Origin of the sequence: Anaerotruncus sp. G3(2012), from assembly GCF_000403395.2 — a bacterium.
In the GTDB taxonomy this organism is placed as follows: Bacteria; Bacillota; Clostridia; order Oscillospirales; family Ruminococcaceae; genus Anaerotruncus.
In genome coordinates this window covers 1-17,500 of sequence record NZ_KE159674.1, presented here as the reverse complement: position 1 = coordinate 17,500, position 17,500 = coordinate 1, and the positions used below count along the sequence as shown (strand labels likewise).

General features: G+C 49.9%; 14 protein-coding genes and 1 pseudogene. 3 read left to right on the top strand and 12 right to left on the bottom strand.

Going from position 1 to position 17,500, the window contains the following annotated elements; genetic code table 11:
* The 6 genes and pseudogenes from C814_RS24940 to C814_RS13860 form a co-directional block, all read right to left on the bottom strand.
* Positions 1-160 (bottom strand): IS5 family transposase (locus tag C814_RS24940; RefSeq protein WP_016315964.1); only part of this gene is annotated, 160 nt, incomplete at its 3' end.
* A 22-nt stretch (positions 161-182) separates the two neighbouring features.
* Positions 183-1,364, bottom strand: a pseudogene (locus tag C814_RS13880) (terminase large subunit); the annotation flags it as partial.
* A 96-nt stretch (positions 1,365-1,460) separates the two neighbouring features.
* Positions 1,461-1,808 carry a hypothetical protein gene (locus C814_RS13875; RefSeq protein WP_016315962.1) on the bottom strand — a complete coding sequence of 116 codons (348 nt, stop codon included), beginning with the start codon at positions 1,806-1,808 and terminating at the stop codon, positions 1,461-1,463.
* Between the two features lie 141 nt (positions 1,809-1,949).
* The gene (locus C814_RS13870; protein ID WP_016315961.1) at positions 1,950-3,773 is read right to left on the bottom strand and encodes a GmrSD restriction endonuclease domain-containing protein; all 1,824 of its coding nucleotides are present in this window, start codon (positions 3,771-3,773) and stop codon (positions 1,950-1,952) included.
* An 80-nt stretch (positions 3,774-3,853) separates the two neighbouring features.
* The gene (locus C814_RS13865) at positions 3,854-6,466 is read right to left on the bottom strand and encodes a DEAD/DEAH box helicase (protein ID WP_016315960.1); all 2,613 of its coding nucleotides are present in this window, start codon (positions 6,464-6,466) and stop codon (positions 3,854-3,856) included.
* 12 nt (positions 6,467-6,478) lie between these two features.
* Positions 6,479-8,041: a site-specific DNA-methyltransferase gene (locus C814_RS13860; protein ID WP_016315959.1), complete on the bottom strand. Its 1,563-nt coding sequence runs from the start codon at positions 8,039-8,041 to the stop codon at positions 6,479-6,481.
* A gap of 198 nt (positions 8,042-8,239) precedes the next feature.
* On the opposite strand from C814_RS13860, the gene C814_RS13855 reads away from it, so the two are divergent.
* A complete protein-coding gene (locus tag C814_RS13855; protein ID WP_016315958.1) occupies positions 8,240-9,226 on the top strand; it encodes a DUF2806 domain-containing protein in 987 nt (328 codons plus the stop codon).
* Here C814_RS13855 and C814_RS13850 read toward each other — a convergent pair.
* On the bottom strand, positions 9,192-9,656 hold the full coding sequence (locus C814_RS13850) for a hypothetical protein (protein ID WP_016315957.1): 465 nt from the start codon (positions 9,654-9,656) through the stop codon (positions 9,192-9,194). The two genes, C814_RS13855 and C814_RS13850, sit on opposite strands and share 35 nt — an antisense overlap.
* A 136-nt stretch (positions 9,657-9,792) precedes the next feature.
* Here C814_RS13850 and C814_RS13845 point away from each other — a divergent pair, with 136 nt between their 5' ends.
* Positions 9,793-10,035 carry a helix-turn-helix domain-containing protein gene (locus C814_RS13845; RefSeq protein WP_016315956.1) on the top strand — a complete coding sequence of 81 codons (243 nt, stop codon included), beginning with the start codon at positions 9,793-9,795 and terminating at the stop codon, positions 10,033-10,035.
* 13 nt (positions 10,036-10,048) lie between these two features.
* Here the strand turns inward: C814_RS13845 and mobQ are convergent, their stop codons facing one another.
* A complete protein-coding gene (gene mobQ, locus C814_RS13840; protein ID WP_031219695.1) occupies positions 10,049-11,740 on the bottom strand; it encodes a MobQ family relaxase in 1,692 nt (563 codons plus the stop codon).
* A gap of 378 nt (positions 11,741-12,118) precedes the next feature.
* Between mobQ and C814_RS13835 the strand changes: the two genes are divergently transcribed.
* The gene (locus C814_RS13835; protein WP_016315954.1) at positions 12,119-13,342 is read left to right on the top strand and encodes an IS110 family RNA-guided transposase; all 1,224 of its coding nucleotides are present in this window, start codon (positions 12,119-12,121) and stop codon (positions 13,340-13,342) included.
* Between the two features lie 451 nt (positions 13,343-13,793).
* Here the strand turns inward: C814_RS13835 and C814_RS13830 are convergent, their stop codons facing one another.
* The 4 genes from C814_RS13830 to C814_RS13815 all read right to left on the bottom strand — a co-directional run bounded on the left by C814_RS13830 (position 13,794) and on the right by C814_RS13815 (position 17,331).
* Entirely contained in the window at positions 13,794-13,991 is a 198-nt protein-coding gene (locus tag C814_RS13830; protein WP_016315953.1) for a hypothetical protein, read from the bottom strand.
* 205 nt (positions 13,992-14,196) lie between these two features.
* The gene (locus C814_RS13825) at positions 14,197-14,589 is read right to left on the bottom strand and encodes a hypothetical protein (protein ID WP_016315952.1); all 393 of its coding nucleotides are present in this window, start codon (positions 14,587-14,589) and stop codon (positions 14,197-14,199) included.
* Positions 14,586-15,515 carry a ParM/StbA family protein gene (locus C814_RS13820; RefSeq protein WP_016315951.1) on the bottom strand — a complete coding sequence of 310 codons (930 nt, stop codon included), beginning with the start codon at positions 15,513-15,515 and terminating at the stop codon, positions 14,586-14,588. Before C814_RS13820 ends, C814_RS13825 begins: the two co-directional genes overlap by 4 nt.
* A 313-nt stretch (positions 15,516-15,828) precedes the next feature.
* Positions 15,829-17,331 carry an IS1182 family transposase gene (locus C814_RS13815; RefSeq protein WP_016315950.1) on the bottom strand — a complete coding sequence of 501 codons (1,503 nt, stop codon included), beginning with the start codon at positions 17,329-17,331 and terminating at the stop codon, positions 15,829-15,831.
* Positions 17,332-17,500: the final 169 nt, after the last annotated feature.

Here is a 17,500-nt window from a genome sequence, read left to right as displayed (position 1 = left end):
GCCAATCTCCGTATTCTTTGGGCAGGCTCCTCCATTTGCACCCATTTTCCATTACGTACAGCGCCGCATTCAATACATCCAGATTGCTGATTTTTGCTGGTTTCCGCTGTTTCGGAAAGCACTCTGCGATTTGTTCGTATTGTTCTTTCTTCAGTTCCATTCCTTTATTATAGCATATCTTTGTTTGTGTGAACAGACCCTAAGAAGCCCTGCTTTTCCCACACATCATAGGGGACATGATCCCGGCGCACCCGCAGTTCCAGATTGTCCTCCGGTATCCAGAAGAACGGCAGGAGGATATATTTGTCGCCTTCGTATTCCGGCGGGAATACCAGCACAAAAGCGGTTATGTCCGTAGTAGAGGATAAATCCAGCCCGCCATAGCAGGCCCGGCCCCGCAAAGCCTCCGGGTCTGCCGCATAGGCGCATTTGTCCCACGCCTCCATCGGCATCCACCGGACGGCCTGCTTCACCCACTGGCAGAGCCGAAGCTGCCGGAACAGGTTTTCTTCGGCGGGGTTCTGCCTTGCGCTCTCGCAGGCCGCTTCCAGCTTTTCCACATCCACCGTAATGCCGAGGGAGGGATTGGCCTTTTTCCACACCTTCGGGGAAGTCCAGTCGTCGGCCTCGTCCGCCCCATAGATCACCGGGTAAAAGGTGGAATCCACCTTGCGCCCGTCCAGAATGTCCTGCGCCTTCTGGTGTACCTCATAGCAGATGGAGTTGGTATCATTGCCCGCCGTGGTGATAAGAAAATATAAGGGCTGCTTTCTGGCATCCCCGGAGCCGTGGGTCATAACGTCGTAGAGCTGGCGGTTGGGCTGTGCGTGAAGCTCGTCGAATACCACCGCATGAACATTGAGTCCGTGCTTGGTGTAGGCTTCCGCCGAAAGTACCTGATAAAAGCTGTTCAGCGGTTTATAGATCAGACGCTTTTGGGAAAGCACTGGTTTAATGCGGGATTTCAGCGCCGGGCATTGTTCCACCATGCCGCAGGCCACATCAAAGACAATGGAAGCCTGCTGCCGGTCAGAAGCACAGCCGTACACCTCGCCGCCATATTCCCCGTCGCCGCAGGTAAGCAGGAGGGCCACCGCAGCGGCCAGCTCCGATTTCCCCTGCTTCTTGGCAATCTCCACATAGGCCGTATTAAACTGGCGGTATCCGTTAGGTTTTACGATACCGAACAGGTCGCGGACGATCTGCTCCTGCCAGTCAATGAGGTCAAAATTCTGCCCGTACCATTCGCCCTTTGTATGTTTCAGGCAGCCGATAAAATTCACCGCCAGATCGGCCAGCTCCCGGTTGTAGGAGGAGCCGTCCGCCATAAAGCGGGTCGGCTTGTAGGTCTTTAACTTTCGCAATGGCAAACGCCTCCTTTCTGCGAAAATGGGAAGAAAAAAGGAACCTCCCCGAAAGGAAGCCCCTTAAAGATAATTTTTATGTTTTACGGGCCGGGCCTATTTCCCGGCTTCATACAGTACGTTTCTGGCGTAGGTAATGCGGAGGATTTCCTCCGGCGTATAGTCCGCGCTACTCCCGAAAAGTTCTTCAAACTTCCGGCGGTCTGCCGCTACAATGCTCCACGAATTATAGTGGCTGCCACAGTCCCCGCGCAGGGAGAACGCCTCCGTCTTGAAGCTAAACTCGGTTTCGTTTTTGCGTATGGTGACATTGACCGTCTTTGCCGAAGTCGCTGCCATTGCCGCAGAGATTTTTTTAATGAGATGCACCGGGTTTTTGGTATCCGCCAGAATGGCCCGGTATTCCTTCAAAACCGCGTCATGATACAGGAAATCGAACAGCATGTTTTCCTGAGAAGGGATTTGTCAAGGTGGTTTTCACCAAAAGAATAATATGAAGTAAAGCTATGTCTCAGGAGATACATTGTAACAGGAGATTTTCTGGTTTGCAGTTATTTGAATTGTCAGGACATATATCTTCTGACACTATAATGATTCATAGTGGTTCCTGATTTTTTGAGCCATAAGTTCCCGTCGCTTCTCTAAGAACTCGCCATATCGACTCTCGTCCATATCAAAGACCTCCAAAGGAATACAGTTCATTTGCAGATTTTTCATCAATACATCTCGATCCGTGATGGAACCACAAGTGATTATCCCGGTATCGCACTGGGCCAATGCTTCCCGAAAATACACTGTTGGGGCCTTCTTCCCAATAGATTTATTAACTTGTGCGTCTAAAAAAGCATAATTTGCGACTTGATTATATTTTCCTCTTTCATACCCCAGCGATTTAAGATAATCTTTGGGAAATACATGGTGGACGTCTGAGGCAGTTAAGAGGAGATCCCGAACCTGGAGATTATTAGACAATAGAGAAATATCATTCATCGCAACCTGCGCTGCCAAGTAAACGAGATAGGAAGGATTGTTCGTAGACGTATTACAGAGATTCTGTGGAATCGCCACTTGCCAAAATGTGTCGGACAATGTTGCCGCTTCAATGTCTTTCAAAGTTGAGACTACACCGTTTTCATTGATAAGACGAATATCCCGAGCAAAAGCCGACTCAGGAGAGGTGCTATATCGCCCTGTTAGCACAGATAATACATACCATTTTTGTACCAGCCTCTTCACTTCGCCCGGAGACACTTCGCTAGTTCGGGTAAGTATGAGATAGAGCGTATACGCAAAGTCTAAAGCCATTTGTGAACTGACCACCTTGCTGGAAACAAATCCTGCTCCTCGGAGAGCAGCCATAAACTGCTTGAAATTATACTCGCTGAATACATTCAGCACGCCCGCTTTCAGTTTTGCATAGGTGTCAGCAGTAATCTCTTCCCGGTATTCTTTTGTGTCGAAATCCCGGCCCGATAATAGGCTTACGAGATCAGACAATTTAGCGCGAGGAAACTTATGCATAAATGCCACTCGAAGAACATCATCATAGTCCGGGTCATAAACATCGTCTCGTTCATCTTTTAGCCATGAAATCTTCGGCCAATACTCAGTAGCAGCGAATGCAGTGTCCTCACGAGAGATGAACCTTGCAAAAGAGGGTTCTACCGCCAAGTGTGCAAAGTAATCGATAGCCTTGCGCAAGATGTTACCACCGTATATCTCATCCGAGGCAATTTTGGACATAACGAAGTCACCTTGGCTTAATGCTGTACCTTTGGAATTGATACGAATAAATATGTCTGTGACCACATCAATGTCCAAGTGCTCTGAAAGTTCAATCACACCAATGGATCGATTCCCAATAGCGCGAAGCTTAGTTATGATTTTGTCTAGCTTTTCAGGTTCCATTTCCGGATTATCAGCACAATATTGGGTGATAAACGCAAATACTGAAAAGTCGTTTTTGAAAATATCCGCAATGTCCGGTATCCATCGCTTGCTCTTGAGATGGCTTGAGTCTTGTACTGCAAAAATATCTGCTTCCGGATCATCAGAAAATGCTTGAAATGGGTCAAATGCGATTCTGACACGATCCTCTTTATAGCTGCTATTGATAACTGGTATTCCAGCAACAGCAGTCATTAAGGCGGTGACACGCTGTTGCCCGTCAATTAGGATTTTCTTCCCAGCAGAAACACTTCCATCTTTCAGCCGAACATTTGGATTTTTCCAGATAATCAGATAGCCGGTGGGATAGCCTTTATACAAAGAATCCAGAAGGTCCCGTACCTGTGTACGCTTCCACACAAAGGGCCGCTGAATTTCAGGAACCGCAATGTCTCCCGATGCAATCAAGCCTAAAATTGCGCTGACACTCAACGAATTAGGGGTGTACTTCTCTATTTCCATAATGTTTGATCTCCTTTTCGTTATTCGGCGAAGCATTAAGTGCAAACCGACTCAGGCATATCTACATATGTCATTTTATACTATAGTTCCCTCATGATCTCTACAAACTGCTCAAGTTTATACGCTCCATCAATGCCAAAATCCTTGTTCTTAAATACCATGAAATAGCGGTAATTTGGCCCAGCCTGGGCCTGCCACTGACGGCCAAGTTCCAGCTTCATCTTGCTGTCACTGTTGTCCCGGTCATCGCCCTTAAACTCGATCAATACCAGTTTCCCTGCCTTTGTCATAACCATAAAATCAGGATAATGATTGATATTTCCGTTGAGTCGGAAGCCCTTGCGCTCAATGATCCGATGCCACCACCTGATGTTACCAAGCCCCACCACGATGTCGATCAGGTTTCGTTCCTCCTGGTTCATATCGTCCTTCTCGGCATCGTACAGAGAATATGGGATTGTGTCAATCGTCTCGGCAGGGGTAATGACTTGTGGCAAGGCAAAGGACTCCCTGCATACCACTTTTCCACTATCCAGCCACTTCTTGAACTGGACTGCACGGTATGCCCGCTCCAGCCCGTCAATCTTGTCCTGGATTTTTCGTGCATAGGTGGGAATCGCTGTCTCCATCGCCGCCAACTCGTCCTCTGTCATGTTCTCCACCACGCGATGGACGTATGCGCTGATCTCCTGGGCGGCATAGCGGTCATTCCGATTGAGATGTCCGCAAATCAGCGCAACACATTGCTGCACCTTTTTCTCTGGCGGCAGCTTAGCCAACCGTTCCCGGATGTACTCGCTTTCTTCTTTGGAAGCCCGCATATACTTTGGAATTGCCTCGCCCTTCTCCTGAAGGTCTACCCGGTACATCTCGCCGGTGGCCAATTCAAAGCTGATTTGCGCATCCTGTCCGCTGAGAGAAAAACCTTCTGACAGATTTTCCGCCTCCAGCAGTTCATATTCCCCGCCAAACAGATCGGGCGTACCCTTGAGGAAAAACTGCGGAATACGCAAAGCGGACACTTCCTCTACAAACTGAGGCTGTATGGCGTTCTGGTTCAACATTTCTCCCAGTTCCCCTCCCCAAAAGCCAGAATTGCCGCTGTCTTTCATATCTGCATCGTAACTGTCCGCTTGACGTTGTGCGTCCCGGAGCATATCGCTGAGGGGAGAATCCGTTTGATCCGTCTTATTCTCCAGCGCCTGCTTTACTGCCTCTGTATCAACATCTTCAAACGAATCTGCCTCTGCGGCAGGAGCGTTTCCACCTAATTCTATCTGCTCTGCTTCATCCTGCTTAGGCGCGGGAGCTAGGGCGGTAGACTCGCCTACCCGGAAATCCTTCCGGCTGAATCCTGCCATGTTCAGGCCGCTCACAATACTGTCCAAAGTATTTCTGAAGTCATTGGAGCAGGTCAGCACATAGGAGGTGTTCAGCAGCGGGGAGCTGTGCCGTTTTGCATACGGCTGGCGGAGGATACGGCCTAAAATCTGCTCCACATCCACCCTGGAAGTTTTATTCGCCAGCGACGCCAAAATGTACGCAAAGGGGCAGTCCCACCCTTCCTTAAGGGCGTTGACCGTGATAATGTACCGAATGGGGCAATCCCGGCTCATGAGGTCTGTTTTCCCCAGTTCATCCACTTTGGAGGTCTTGACCGCGATTTCCTCTTTCGGAATCCCCATATCCACCAGCATAGCCTTGATCTTATCAAAGGTTTCGCTGTCCTCGTTGACCTTGGGCTGGGCCTGAAACAAGACAATGGGACGGATGTAAGCCCCGCCCGCCTGTTCCTCCGCTATGGCCTGCTGCTCGATGCTACCCCGGAGTTGGATGGCGTCCTGGATCACGCTCTGGCGGGAGGTGCGATTATACACCACCACCGGGAGCTTCACCATGTTCTCCTTTTTCAACTCCCGTGCATCCACATAGGAGAGGATATTGCTGTTCTTCCTGGGGGTGGCGGTGAGGTCCAGCACAAAGGACGGGTTCAGATTGTTCAGCATTTCCACGCTCAAATCAGACCCGGCGTTGTGGCTCTCGTCCACCACTGCCACAGGGGACAAATGCCGCAGCACTTGAATCAAGGCCGTATCCGGCGTGTCGGCCAGCAGTACAGAGTCATCCTTGAAATACTGAGCAAATTTCAAAAGATTCCCGTTCTCCTGGTAGACCTTGCGCACGTCTTTTTTCTTGCTGTCGATGCGCAGAGAAGCGTAGCTCAGCACACAGACCGTCAGCATTTCCCGGACGGTGTCCGGGGAGAACTGCTGGCCGCTCAGAAGCATTTCTTTTGTATACACCCCCACCCGTCCGGCAAAGTCCAAATTGAGCCGCAAGCGGTATTCGTGGTCCGGGTTGGACAGGTTTCGGGTGGTCTGGGTGAGAATGGAGTCCGATGGCACAAGCCACACAACAACCTGGGGCTTGTCCATGGGCATGGTGTCAAAAATGCGTTTAAGGGCGGTACAGGCCATAAAGGTCTTTCCGCCGCCGGTGGGGACTTTGGTACAGATGTGGGGAACGCCGGGAATGGCGGACTTGTAGGCCGGTACGCCACCCAGTCCAACAGCAACGTCCTTGTCCATCCAGTAGCCCTTCCAGGCGGCAAACATATCGCCGTCCCGGTTCAGATGGCCCAGATAGGAGGACAGATCGTCCATGACCTGCTTCTGATAGGTTTTCAGCTCCATAGCGCCGCCTCCTTACAGCTTCGAGATGTCCCGTGGGATTTTTTTGAATGTGATATGCCACCGTTCCAGTTCCGCTTGGCTCAGGGTGCATTGGTCGGCATAAATGGTATACCGGTCCGCTTTGGTTTTGATGCTCCCCAGAAAATCGCGGCTTAACGTGGTGAGACTGTCCCGCTCATAAAAGAAATAATAGGCACTGTCCAGATGAACGCCCATATAATAAGGCTCGTCCTCCTTAGATGGTTCTATCGCAGATTTTGTCTCCATGAAATAGACGTACTCCCGGATTTTCTCCGCGCCCACATCCTCGTTCAAATTGCCGTTGGGCAGGAGCAGGACGGGGCCGAGATCGTAGAAGGTGAAGTCGCCGCCTGTACCCGCTACAGCGTTCTTCCCTTCTCCGTAGCCGTCAATGACCCGCTTGACCCGTTCAGCGGTAATGCTTTCGGCGTAATCCATCATCTCCACCAGAATGAATTTGCGGTGTCCGCCGTCGGCTTTGTTCATGTTGAGAACGGTGTGAGCGGTGGTGCCGGAACCAGCGAAGGAGTCAAGAACTATGCTATCTGGATCAGAGGCAATCTTAAAAATTCGTGTCAACAAACGGATCGGTTTCGGATAATCAAAAACAGCTTTCCCTAAAATTGCTGCAACTTCTTGAGTTGCTTCCTGGGTATGTCCTACTTCGCTATTCGGCCACCAAGTCCATACACCTTTGCCTTCTTTTTCATGCAAGTATGTCTTTTTCCTTGGTACGCCACAACCATCAGAACCGAACCACAACCGCCCCTCAGAAAGTAAAGTATTATAAACTTCCTCCAAATGCCGCCAACACCTTCCTTCAGGTGGGGTCATTTTCATACCGCTTGGGGTTGTGATTTCATACATTTGATTTGGGCGCCAACCTTGAGCAGTAAAGTCTGACGAAACCCAGGGACCACGGGGGTCGTTATCAGGATTTTTGAATTTTTCGGCGTCCTTTCCCTCAATATCAAGTAAATTGAACGTGCTATCAATATCCCCATTTTTTGTATAAGCGACGATGTACTCATGACCATTACTTAGTTTTTTCCTTGCATCAGGCGAAGTCCGTTTCTGCCATATAAGAACTCCTGCAAACTTATTTGCACCAAATATTTCATCACATATCAGCCGCAAATTAGCTTGTTCAGCATCATCAATACTTATAAAAATTGCCCCATCTTCCGCTAACAACCGTTGGAGCAGTTTCAGCCGGGGATAAATCATGCACAGCCACTTGTCATGGCGGCTCAGGTCCTCGCATTCCTTGCCCACTACCTCGCCCAGCCACTTTTTAATCCTGGGGTCGTTCACGTTGTCGTTATAGACCCAGCCCTCGTTGCCCGTGTTGTAGGGCGGATCAATATAGATGCACTTGACCTTCCCCTCATACCGGGGCAGCAGAGCCTTGAGCGCCTCCAGATTGTCCCCACGGATAATCATGTTGTCGCTTGCCTCAGCGTTGTATGTATACTGCTCCTCCAAAACCCGGTAGGGGACTTCCAGGTGGTGGTTGACTACCTTGTCTTTTCCAATCCATTCAAGTGTGGGCATAAAGCGCCTCCCTTGTTGCTTTGGTACACCCTGTAAATTGATATAATGCAATTATACCAAATTTATAAAACGCTGGCAATACAAATTCCATTTGTCGAATAACCGGTTTATACCCGATTGACAATCCAGTAGAGCTCTGATAAAATAGGAATACTAAAAAATCTGGGAATCGGAGTACTTTGCGTGAGGTGATATATTATGGATCCTAATGCCGCTATGGAAGCAGCTGCCGAAAGTGCAAAGGCGTTTACAAAATTTCAAGAAATTATTCAAAAAATGTTTAACCCACATTGGACAAAGAAACAGGCGGACGCCGATGCTTATGCGGACGAAAGAAAACTTCAGACAATTAGAGATAATCCCGATATGGAAATTGTATACCGCGATGGCCTGTTAAACGCTCGGGAGAGAAGCCCCGAAGCTCTAGCGCATCGTGCAGAACAGAGGAAGCTTGCTGAATCAATTCGCCAAGAGGGCAACTTAGAAAATGTATTAAATATTACTGAGAATGAATTGCAGCAGATGATAAATATATCCGATGAACCAGTTGATGAAGACTGGCTAACACGCTTTTTCCATATTGCAGAAGATGTGAGTTCTGAAGATATGCAATTTATTTGGGGAAAGATACTTGCGGGTGAAATTAAGCAACCAGGTAGTTTCTCCTATCGGACACTTGAGACTGTTAAGAACTTATGCAAATCCGAGGCAGAAGCTTTTCAAAAAATTGCTCCACTTGTTTTAAAAGATGGCAGTAGCCGATTCCTGGTAACAGACTCCGATATTTTAGAGAAATATAACATAAATTTTAGTGTATTATCATCTCTTGGCGAGTGCGGCCTTCTTAATACCGATGGGTTTACATATCAAAACTATGAAATTGGTGAAAATACACGTCGCTTTCTTTTCACCGATAAATATATGCTAATGTTCTGCGGAGATAAAGCGCATAAAGTGGAGCTAAATGTTTATCATCTTACAAAAGCTGGGCGTGAATTATTAAATATCATTGAGTGCGAGCCCAATAGCGATTACTTCTTTGATGTTGCAGACTTTATATGGAATGATGAGAAAAAGAGAGAATTCTGCCTTAAAATTTATGAAATAGATCAAATCGCAGATGGAGCAATTAAAATTAGGAAATCTCCGCTTAAAGAGTTTTCCTCTCAGATGGTAAAACCGTAATTTTGATGTTCCTGCATTTCCCCCTCTTTTGAGCATACTCCACCAATTCCCGCGCATTACTGGCTGGATGCCACGCATAAGCGATCAGATAGTCGCTGTGATTCACCATATAGCGGTTGGCTCGAACAATAGCGGCCCGTTTGGGAACCGTCTCCATCCCCGGCGGATAGAATGTTCCATCGAAACCGGGCGGTGTTGGGGTAGGCCGGTCATACGGATGATAAGAGAGCAACAAAGTGAGCGTCACCCCCGGGTGGCGCTTTTTTGCTGCTTTGACGCACTTTGCTGCCAATGAATCAAAACGGCCATATCTACCTACAACGAACTCAGTCACACCATATTCAGTAATATGCCGCTCAATTTCAGCAGACAATTTAGGTAGAAGACTGTCCGGAGCCTCGCGGTGTCCAATGAAAAAGCAGGTTGACATTTCAATTCCTCCTTTACTATTCGCGATATATCGCAGATGAAGTATATCACACTTTTTGCATTTGGGATATATCCTATACGATAAATCGCAAATTTGGCTAAAATAACGGTATCACTATGGAAGGAGTGGTGCCGCAATGAATGCCAAGACGGCGGTTGCACGTCGTATCCATGCGTTGTGTCTGGAACGGGACATCGCAATTAACGCTCTTGCTAATCAATGTGGCATTGCGCCGTCCACAATTTACAGTATGTTAAACACAAAAAGTAAAAATCCCGGAATTGTTTCTATTCAGAAGATTTGTGATGGCTTGGAAATCAGTGTTCGCGAATTTTTTGATGATCCTCTGTTTGAAAATCTTGATCCAGAGGTAAAATAGCGAGCCAGAAGCATCACCGTTCCTGGCTGCGTTCTTTCACATGGCTTTGCCTATTCTGCTGTCCCTGCAACTGTTGGAGTTCCTGGCGGATAGATACTGACTCCGCTGTTTCGTCCAACATTTCGGCAACATCCATTTGGCTCTGCGCCAGCGTTCTGGAATCAAATTTCTTTCCATAGGTGGTTTGTAGTCGCTGGATCGTTTCGCACTCTTTAGCAGGACGGATGGCCTGACGCGCCGTATCGAGGTCTGTGGAGTCCATAGCTACTGTCTCCTGCTGCAACTCGGTATATTGTGCCAGTGCCGCTTCCAGTTGACTGGCATACTTTGTTTCCTGCTGGTCCAGCTTGTTCAAAGAGTTCTCCATGGATGTAATGTGCTGCTTAACCTCCGCCATACCTTGATCCTCTGCACAATTAAACTGATTAAGCAGAAGGGCCTTCTCACTTTTTAGCTTCTCAATATCTTCGGTCAAAGCAGTGATTTTCTGTGTTAACTCCCGCTGTCGAAATATCTGGATTGCTGGGGCTGCTTTCTTCTCGTCCAGCAACGTCCGACGCTCCTGAACCTTGACTTTAAGCTGTTTCATGATGCTCTCATATTTCCTAAAATCAGGCTTTACAATTTGGAGAGTGTCAGTAATTTTCTCCTTTCCGGTCCCAATGCGCAAAAGCTGATACCGGAAGATAATCATTTTCTGGCGTACAGTTTCCATCGCCTCTGCAATGGCAGGAACAGTATTCTTTACCGCATCCATCAACTTCTTAACCAGCGATTTCAACTCCCGCAGCAGAACATTGTCCGCCTTAATCTGCCGGTTCAGTTCACAGCGATCAGAAATAATACCCTTCTTCTCCATCGCACGGGCGGCAACTCCCTCATGAATAGTGGGTTGCTCATCCAGACCGCGCTCGGCGTGACTTCGGTGATCGACGCGCTCATCATGCCCGGAACGTTCCAGACACCGGTTCACCGCATCAGCCCATACTGCCCGCCAGAGGACAAGCTGATCTTCGCTATTCCAACGTGCAGTAATGGGGTTTTGTCGTCCGTATTTGGTGCTTTTCGGATATTTGGAGACGCGCTCATAGCCTTGTGTTTCTGCCTGAGAGGGCGGCATATACACCTTCTTTTTGCCAACTTTGTATTGATATTGCTTCTCCCATCCCTCGGACTGCGCCGACTTGAACTCCGCCGCAGTAAAGCCCCGTTCCTCGCCATCCCTGACACAAAGATACTCTTTCTCCGTCTTATGCTGCCATTTGCCGTCTTTGGTCAAAGGCCGTACAGTCAGCATGATGTGAGCATGGGGATTATGACCGTCTGTATCATGGATGCACACATCGGCACACATCCCCTCTGCCACAAAATTGGTCTGGATAAAATCAGTAAGTAGGGTAATCCACTCGTCCTTGTTCAGTTCAACCGGTAACGCCACTACAAACTCACGAGCGAGACGACTGTCCTTTGTTTTCTCTGCGTCCTCCACAGCGTTCCAAAGGACTTCACGATCTACCCACTCTGCAGGTGCCATGTCCGGCAGAAAGACCTGTTGCCAGACAAGCCCCTGCTTCCGAGTATAGTCATGCTGTACTCCGTCATAATCATTGTAAATCCGGGAGCAGCTCATATAGGCTGCTCCCGCGACGGCGGAACGGCCTGTTCCCCGACTGATAACTTTTGCCTCCAAATGATAAATTGCCAGTTTCTATTACCTCGTATAATAAGATTTCGTATAATAAGATTTGCAGATGAATTTAAAGTGAATCCGCATGGTTCACTCCAATTGGCCAACAGGCTATGAGATGCCCGTGATACAATAGCTGTAGGACAGCAGGGTCAAGTTCTCAATTACCTTGTCGAGCTGAAAGGCTGCTTCAGATGGAGTCCGTTCCCCTGAACCGGAAGTTAGCTGCAAACTCATTAGCTGTTTACCGGGAGCAGGGCCGCCCTTCCAGCAGTGAGGGCTATCGCATTGGCCCGCCCCGGAATGATTCTGATAAGCGAGGTTGCGGATGCTCCGGATATCATGGGTATCTCAAAGCCTGCTGGCCTGAAATCTCCACGCGGGGAGGTGAAAATCATGAACCCACTTTTTGTAGGCATTGACGTGAGCAGTAAGAACAATGTGACCTACCTGATGAAGCCTGACGGCAGCAAGCACAGCAGTTTTTCCGTGCAAAACAACCTGGGCGGTGCTAAACTGATGTCAGAGAAGATCGTGTTAGCAATGGAGACTATGGGGCTCAACGATGTGGTGATCGGCCTGGAGGCCACATCCATCTACGGGGACAGCCTGGTCTACGCGCTCCGCGAGGACAGGCGGCTGGGCCGGTATCAGAGGAAACTCCATGTACTCAACCCCAAGCAGGTCAGGAAGTTCAAGGAATCCTACCCGGACCTGCCCAAGAACGATTGGGTAGACGCCTTTGTAATCGCCGACCATCTCCGTTTCGGCAGGATCGGCAAGGAGGTCTACATGGACGACTATCGCTATAAATCCCTGCAAACCCTCACCAGGGCCAGATTTGATGTCGTACAAAACCTGACACGGGAGAAGCAGCACTTCGCCAATTACCTGTTCCTAAAATGCTGCGGCATGGCCCAGGACAAGGATATCGCCAACTCCAGCGCCACCACCATCGCCTTGATGGAGCGGTTTGAAACGGTGGACGAGCTGGCCTACGCCGACCTGGACGAACTCACCAAATTCATTGATGAAACCGGGCGTAACTTCGCGGACCCGGCGGCCAAGGCCAAAGCAATCCAGACCGCCGCCAGAAACTCCTACCGTCTGCCCATCACTGTGAATAACTCAGTCAATCAGGCGATGGCCGTTTCTATCGCCACCATGCGGGCTTTGGGGAAGCAGATCAAGGTCTTGGACAAGGCCATTGAGCAGCAGTTTGAGATCATCCCCAACACGCTGACCTCCATCCCCGGTATCGGCAAGGTCTACTCCGCCGGTATCATCGCCGAGATTGGCGATATCCACCGCTTCAGCTCCCAGGCGTCCGTTGCCAAGTTTGCCGGTCTTGTCTGGACACAGCATCAGTCCGGCGACTTCGAGGCACAGCACAGCAAGCTCATCAAGTCCGGTAACCGCTATCTCCGTTACTACCTGCTGGAAGCCGCCAACTCCGTGAGAAGATGCGACTCTGAGTTCCGGCGCTACTATGACCTCAAATTCAAAGAGGTCAATCAGTTCCAGCATAAACGCGCACTCGCTTTAACTGCCAGAAAACTGGTTCGGTTGATCTATCGGCTGCTGATGGACAACCGCCTGTATATCCCGCCGGAGAGTTAGGCCGATGCCTGCCGCTCTGACGTAATAGGCCCTGTTTCAAAAATTTGCAGGGACAGGGCTTGGGTTGGTGTTGCCTTTTTACCGCCAACATAGCCTTTTGTCCCCTATTTCCCTTGAAATTTTCTTGCATCACCTACTTGACTTCATACCATTAGACTCCGTCTTTCGTCTCCCGTCCCTCGTCCTTCGTCCCCCGTAAACAGCAAAAACCTGCCAGTGGCAGGTTTTTGCTGGCGTATGGAACAGGGCGGGGTACCGCGCTGTTCCATACGCACCGGGAATGACCGCAGTCATTCCCGGTAGGCCCCCGCAGGGGCCGCATCCGCCTCGCAGAGCGCACGGTGGCCGCAGGCCATACCACCGCCCACGCAGTGGGTGGTGAGTAAGTGCGCCCTTCGGGCCTGGAAAAGCGGAGCGCCCCGGCGAACCGGGACGCTCCTGCTTTGCGTACTCAATTTGTAAGTTCGTGCAGATATGTTTCCAACTCGTTCAAGCTCATGCTTACCGTCTGCGGCAGAGCCTTCTCCAAAACAGCCCCCTCCTGGATTAACCGCCGTGTCCGGGCTTTGCGCTGCTTCACACGGTCACGGGCCTGGGCTTCTTCCAAACGGTGTCGGGCCTGGATCAGTTTCTTTTCATTATCCGTCATAGTAACTCCTTCCCGGCCTTAACTGGCCTGTTAGCACTGGAAACGCCTGATTTTGACACCAAAATTCTGCAAGTTGGTATCATAAAGGGCAAAAAACAGCACCAGATACAAATTCCCTGTGTAAATACAAGAAATTTGGTATCTGGTGCTTATATTTTTGGTGTTAATTCAATTCGTTATGGTATCAAAATGGCCCGCTGTGGTATCAAAAACTGTCCACGAAATCCAATGCTGTATCGTCCGCTTCCTGCTGGTCCTCTTGGGTTGCGTTCTCAGTAGAAGCCGGTTGCGGTGGGATATTCTGCAACCGGTTGAGCAGCGTAGCCGCTGAACTGACAGGAGCGGCGTGATCGAACCCGGCCCGGATAGTTTCCAGCACCCGCTGGAGGAAAGCGTCCTCCTTCTCACGGGTTTCCAGATACGGGTCAGAGAACAGCCGCCCCCGGCGCTCAAAATAGTCGTTGACGGCGGCAATCACCGCCCTGCTGTAAGAGCGGTGCTGTCTCTTGTCTCTCTGCTGAAGGTACTCCCAGGCCGTCCGATCCGACTCTTTCTCCAGATTGAACCGAATATTGGTACTGACGATTTGTCCACTCATACCGTGCCGCCCTTCCTGGCGCGGAGCCGAGCCAGATATTCATACCCTTTGGCGGTGGCGCAGATGTCCTCGTTGATAACCACCCGGCCAGCGTCAAACTCTCCGAAATTTTTAATCAGACAGCCACCGCCGCCAACCACATATAACTTCATCAGTTCCGGGTCATACTCATGTTCCCGCAGGCGGCGAAAGATGCCCGCCACATACTCCCTGGCGGTCGTCTGAATCGCGGACAGGTAGCGGTCACTGATACTCGCCGTCCCATGACGGAGTACCTGGTCAATGATCGTCTCATCAGCAGCGGAACCATAGAGTTTCAGTAGATTCTCGCGAACCGCCAGCATACATTGGTGGGTTCCGTATTTCTCAGTGAAGCACTTTTTCTCCTGGGGACGGCGGTCATTGATATACATGACGTTCATCGTGCCGTTGCCGATGTCGGCCAGCATATTCACCCCACGGAAGTCCCGCAGATGGTCAGCAGCGGCGGCAAAGCCCTGGGGGAAAATGTCGGCCCCAACAAAGTCAACATGATACTCCGCACCCCGGAAATGAAAGTCCACGCTGTCCTTTTGCAGCAAATACTGCTTAAAAGCGTCCTTCTGCTCACTGACCCAGGTGAGGGGTAGGCCCGCCGCCAGATGGATACGGGCCGAGGTCTGCTTGCGGATGTTCAGCTCCCGCCCAATAGCAGCGAGGGTCAGAATGTAGTAGTCACTGTCAGCTATCTTGTCGGCAGTGAATTCCTTGTGCTCCTCTCCGATCAGATAGTAGCGTCTCTCATAGACCAGCAGATTGCTCTTGAAGGTCGGTTCCTTGTCGAAGGAGGCCACGCCGGTTTTGAAACAGCAGTTGGCAGTTTTGATGTTACCATAGCCGTGGTCGATGCCGATGATGATCGGCGTATTGTGATTCAAAATGTTCATAAAATTCCTTTCTGCTGTATAACAGCAAAGGGCGGTCCGCAGACCGCCCAACCTAAAACATTTCTTCTTGTAACCATTTCCGTTACGGATATGTAAAGTGGGAAAAGTTCCTATTTTAGATATCCGCAACGCTATGCGGGGTTAATTTGTTACGGATACATCAAGTGGTCAAAGTTACCACTTGATGTATCTGTAACGCGGCTGCATCTGCGTTACGAATAATCGTAGGGGAATTTATTTCCACTATGTCCAACCATAACACCTTAAATCGTGTTCCGTTACGATTCGAGCAAGTGGTCATCATGACCACTTGTCAGCCTGTCGAAAAGCGGCCTGTCTGGGAAAAATCCAGGCAGGCCGCAAAGCATAGAAGATACGTACAGGCAGAAAACAGCAGGAAAGAGAGACGCGATTGCCGTCTTGCTTTCCATCTGGCCAGCTTTTTGAGATTCATGGCAGCAAACTTAAGCCTCACCCATTTGGAGACCTGGGCCAGACCTCTATAAAGCGTATAGCGCATCCCATGTTTTTCCTTGGCATCGGCAAAGACCCGCTCAATGGTTTCCTTGCGTTTGGCATAAAGCTCTTTGTATTCCGGGGTGTATCTGGCGTCATCGGCCAGTTCTTCGTAGTCTTTCCAAACATGGCGCAGGACAGTTTTAACGCAGTTTTTAGAGTGGGTGCAAAGCTGCCGGGTAGGACATTGGGCACAGATCTTCGGATCGCTGCAATATTCCCGGTAACCGTCCCGGTTGGTGGTGCGGTATGCCAAGGGCTGGTATTCCGGGCAGATCACGCAGTCATAGAATTCATCATAAACATATTTCCACCACTGGTGCCCGCCTTTCATCGTCATGGGACGCTTATAGGCGGTGGACAGCACCCGGCCATCGATGAACACTTTTTTGCAGATATGTGGAGTTTTGTATGCGGAATCCGCCACAATGGTCTCAATTTGTGGAAAACTTTCGGTCACTTTGTCGTAGACATCGTCGAACGCCACGCTGTCGTGGACATTGCCGGGGGTGACCACCGTTTCCAGCACATAGCCATTCTTATCGCAGGCGGTATGGGCCTCATAGGCAAACTGCCGCTCATGTTTTCCCTTCACAAACATACCGCAATCTGGGTCTGTGGTGCTTTTTGTCACTGTTTTGAAGCCTGCCTTCTTCCGCCGCGCCAGCTTCTTTTTTGAGGTGTTGTCCCGCTTCTTTTTTGTGGGTCTGGGCGGATCGTCGTCGTCATCGAAGGGCTTCTTCCCATGGGCCTCCCGGTCTGCGTTGATCTCCGCCAGCAGCTCATCCCGATACCGCTTTGCCGCCGCCGGCACCTCCTGTTTGATTTTCTTGTTCAGATTTGCGCTGGCCTTGATATGAGTTCCGTCTATAAACACTGCCGCCGGAGACAGCGCCCCCGCTGTTCCTGCCTCATTCAGCACCCATTGGAATACCCGCTCTATCGTTTCCTCTGTGAACCGATGGCGGAAGTTATAGCTCACTGTGGAGAAATGCGGCAGTTCCTCGTTTAATGTATATCCTAAAAACCACCGGTACGCAATGTCTGTCTGCGCCCTGCGCAGCGTCCCCCGCAGCGACGGTATCCCGTCCAGATGTTGGAGCAGAACGATCTTGAACAGTACCACCGGATCAATGCTGGTCCGGCCTTCTTCCTCACTGTACAACGGCTCCACAATTTCATATACTTTCCTGAACTCTACCGCTCTGTCCACCTTGCGCAGCAGGTGTTCTTGTGGCACCAGGCTCTCTGTATCCACCAGTTCCACCACGCCCCGCTCCATTTTTCCCTTTTCCATCATTTTTCTCACCCTGCTCCATTTTACCTCATATATATGAAAAAGTCTGCCAAGAGGCAGACTTTTTCGACAGCCTGGCAAGTGGTCATCATGACCACTTGTTTTATCCGTAACACTCTGACGATACGCCCGCTGGCGGCAGGCATTGCTGCAATAGAGCGCGTCTGACCGC

Coding starts and splice junctions, on each gene's coding strand:
- C814_RS13875 (WP_016315962.1), bottom strand. CDS start 1,808: ATGCTGTTCGATTTCCTGTATCATGACGCGGTTTTGAAGGAATACCGG.
- C814_RS13870 (WP_016315961.1), bottom strand. CDS start 3,773: ATGGAAATAGAGAAGTACACCCCTAATTCGTTGAGTGTCAGCGCAATT.
- C814_RS13865 (WP_016315960.1), bottom strand. CDS start 6,466: ATGGAGCTGAAAACCTATCAGAAGCAGGTCATGGACGATCTGTCCTCC.
- C814_RS13860 (WP_016315959.1), bottom strand. CDS start 8,041: ATGCCCACACTTGAATGGATTGGAAAAGACAAGGTAGTCAACCACCAC.
- C814_RS13855 (WP_016315958.1), top strand. CDS start 8,240: ATGGATCCTAATGCCGCTATGGAAGCAGCTGCCGAAAGTGCAAAGGCG.
- C814_RS13850 (WP_016315957.1), bottom strand. CDS start 9,656: ATGTCAACCTGCTTTTTCATTGGACACCGCGAGGCTCCGGACAGTCTT.
- C814_RS13845 (WP_016315956.1), top strand. CDS start 9,793: ATGAATGCCAAGACGGCGGTTGCACGTCGTATCCATGCGTTGTGTCTG.
- C814_RS13835 (WP_016315954.1), top strand. CDS start 12,119: ATGAACCCACTTTTTGTAGGCATTGACGTGAGCAGTAAGAACAATGTG.
- C814_RS13830 (WP_016315953.1), bottom strand. CDS start 13,991: ATGACGGATAATGAAAAGAAACTGATCCAGGCCCGACACCGTTTGGAA.
- C814_RS13825 (WP_016315952.1), bottom strand. CDS start 14,589: ATGAGTGGACAAATCGTCAGTACCAATATTCGGTTCAATCTGGAGAAA.
- C814_RS13820 (WP_016315951.1), bottom strand. CDS start 15,515: ATGAACATTTTGAATCACAATACGCCGATCATCATCGGCATCGACCAC.
- C814_RS13815 (WP_016315950.1), bottom strand. CDS start 17,331: ATGATGGAAAAGGGAAAAATGGAGCGGGGCGTGGTGGAACTGGTGGAT.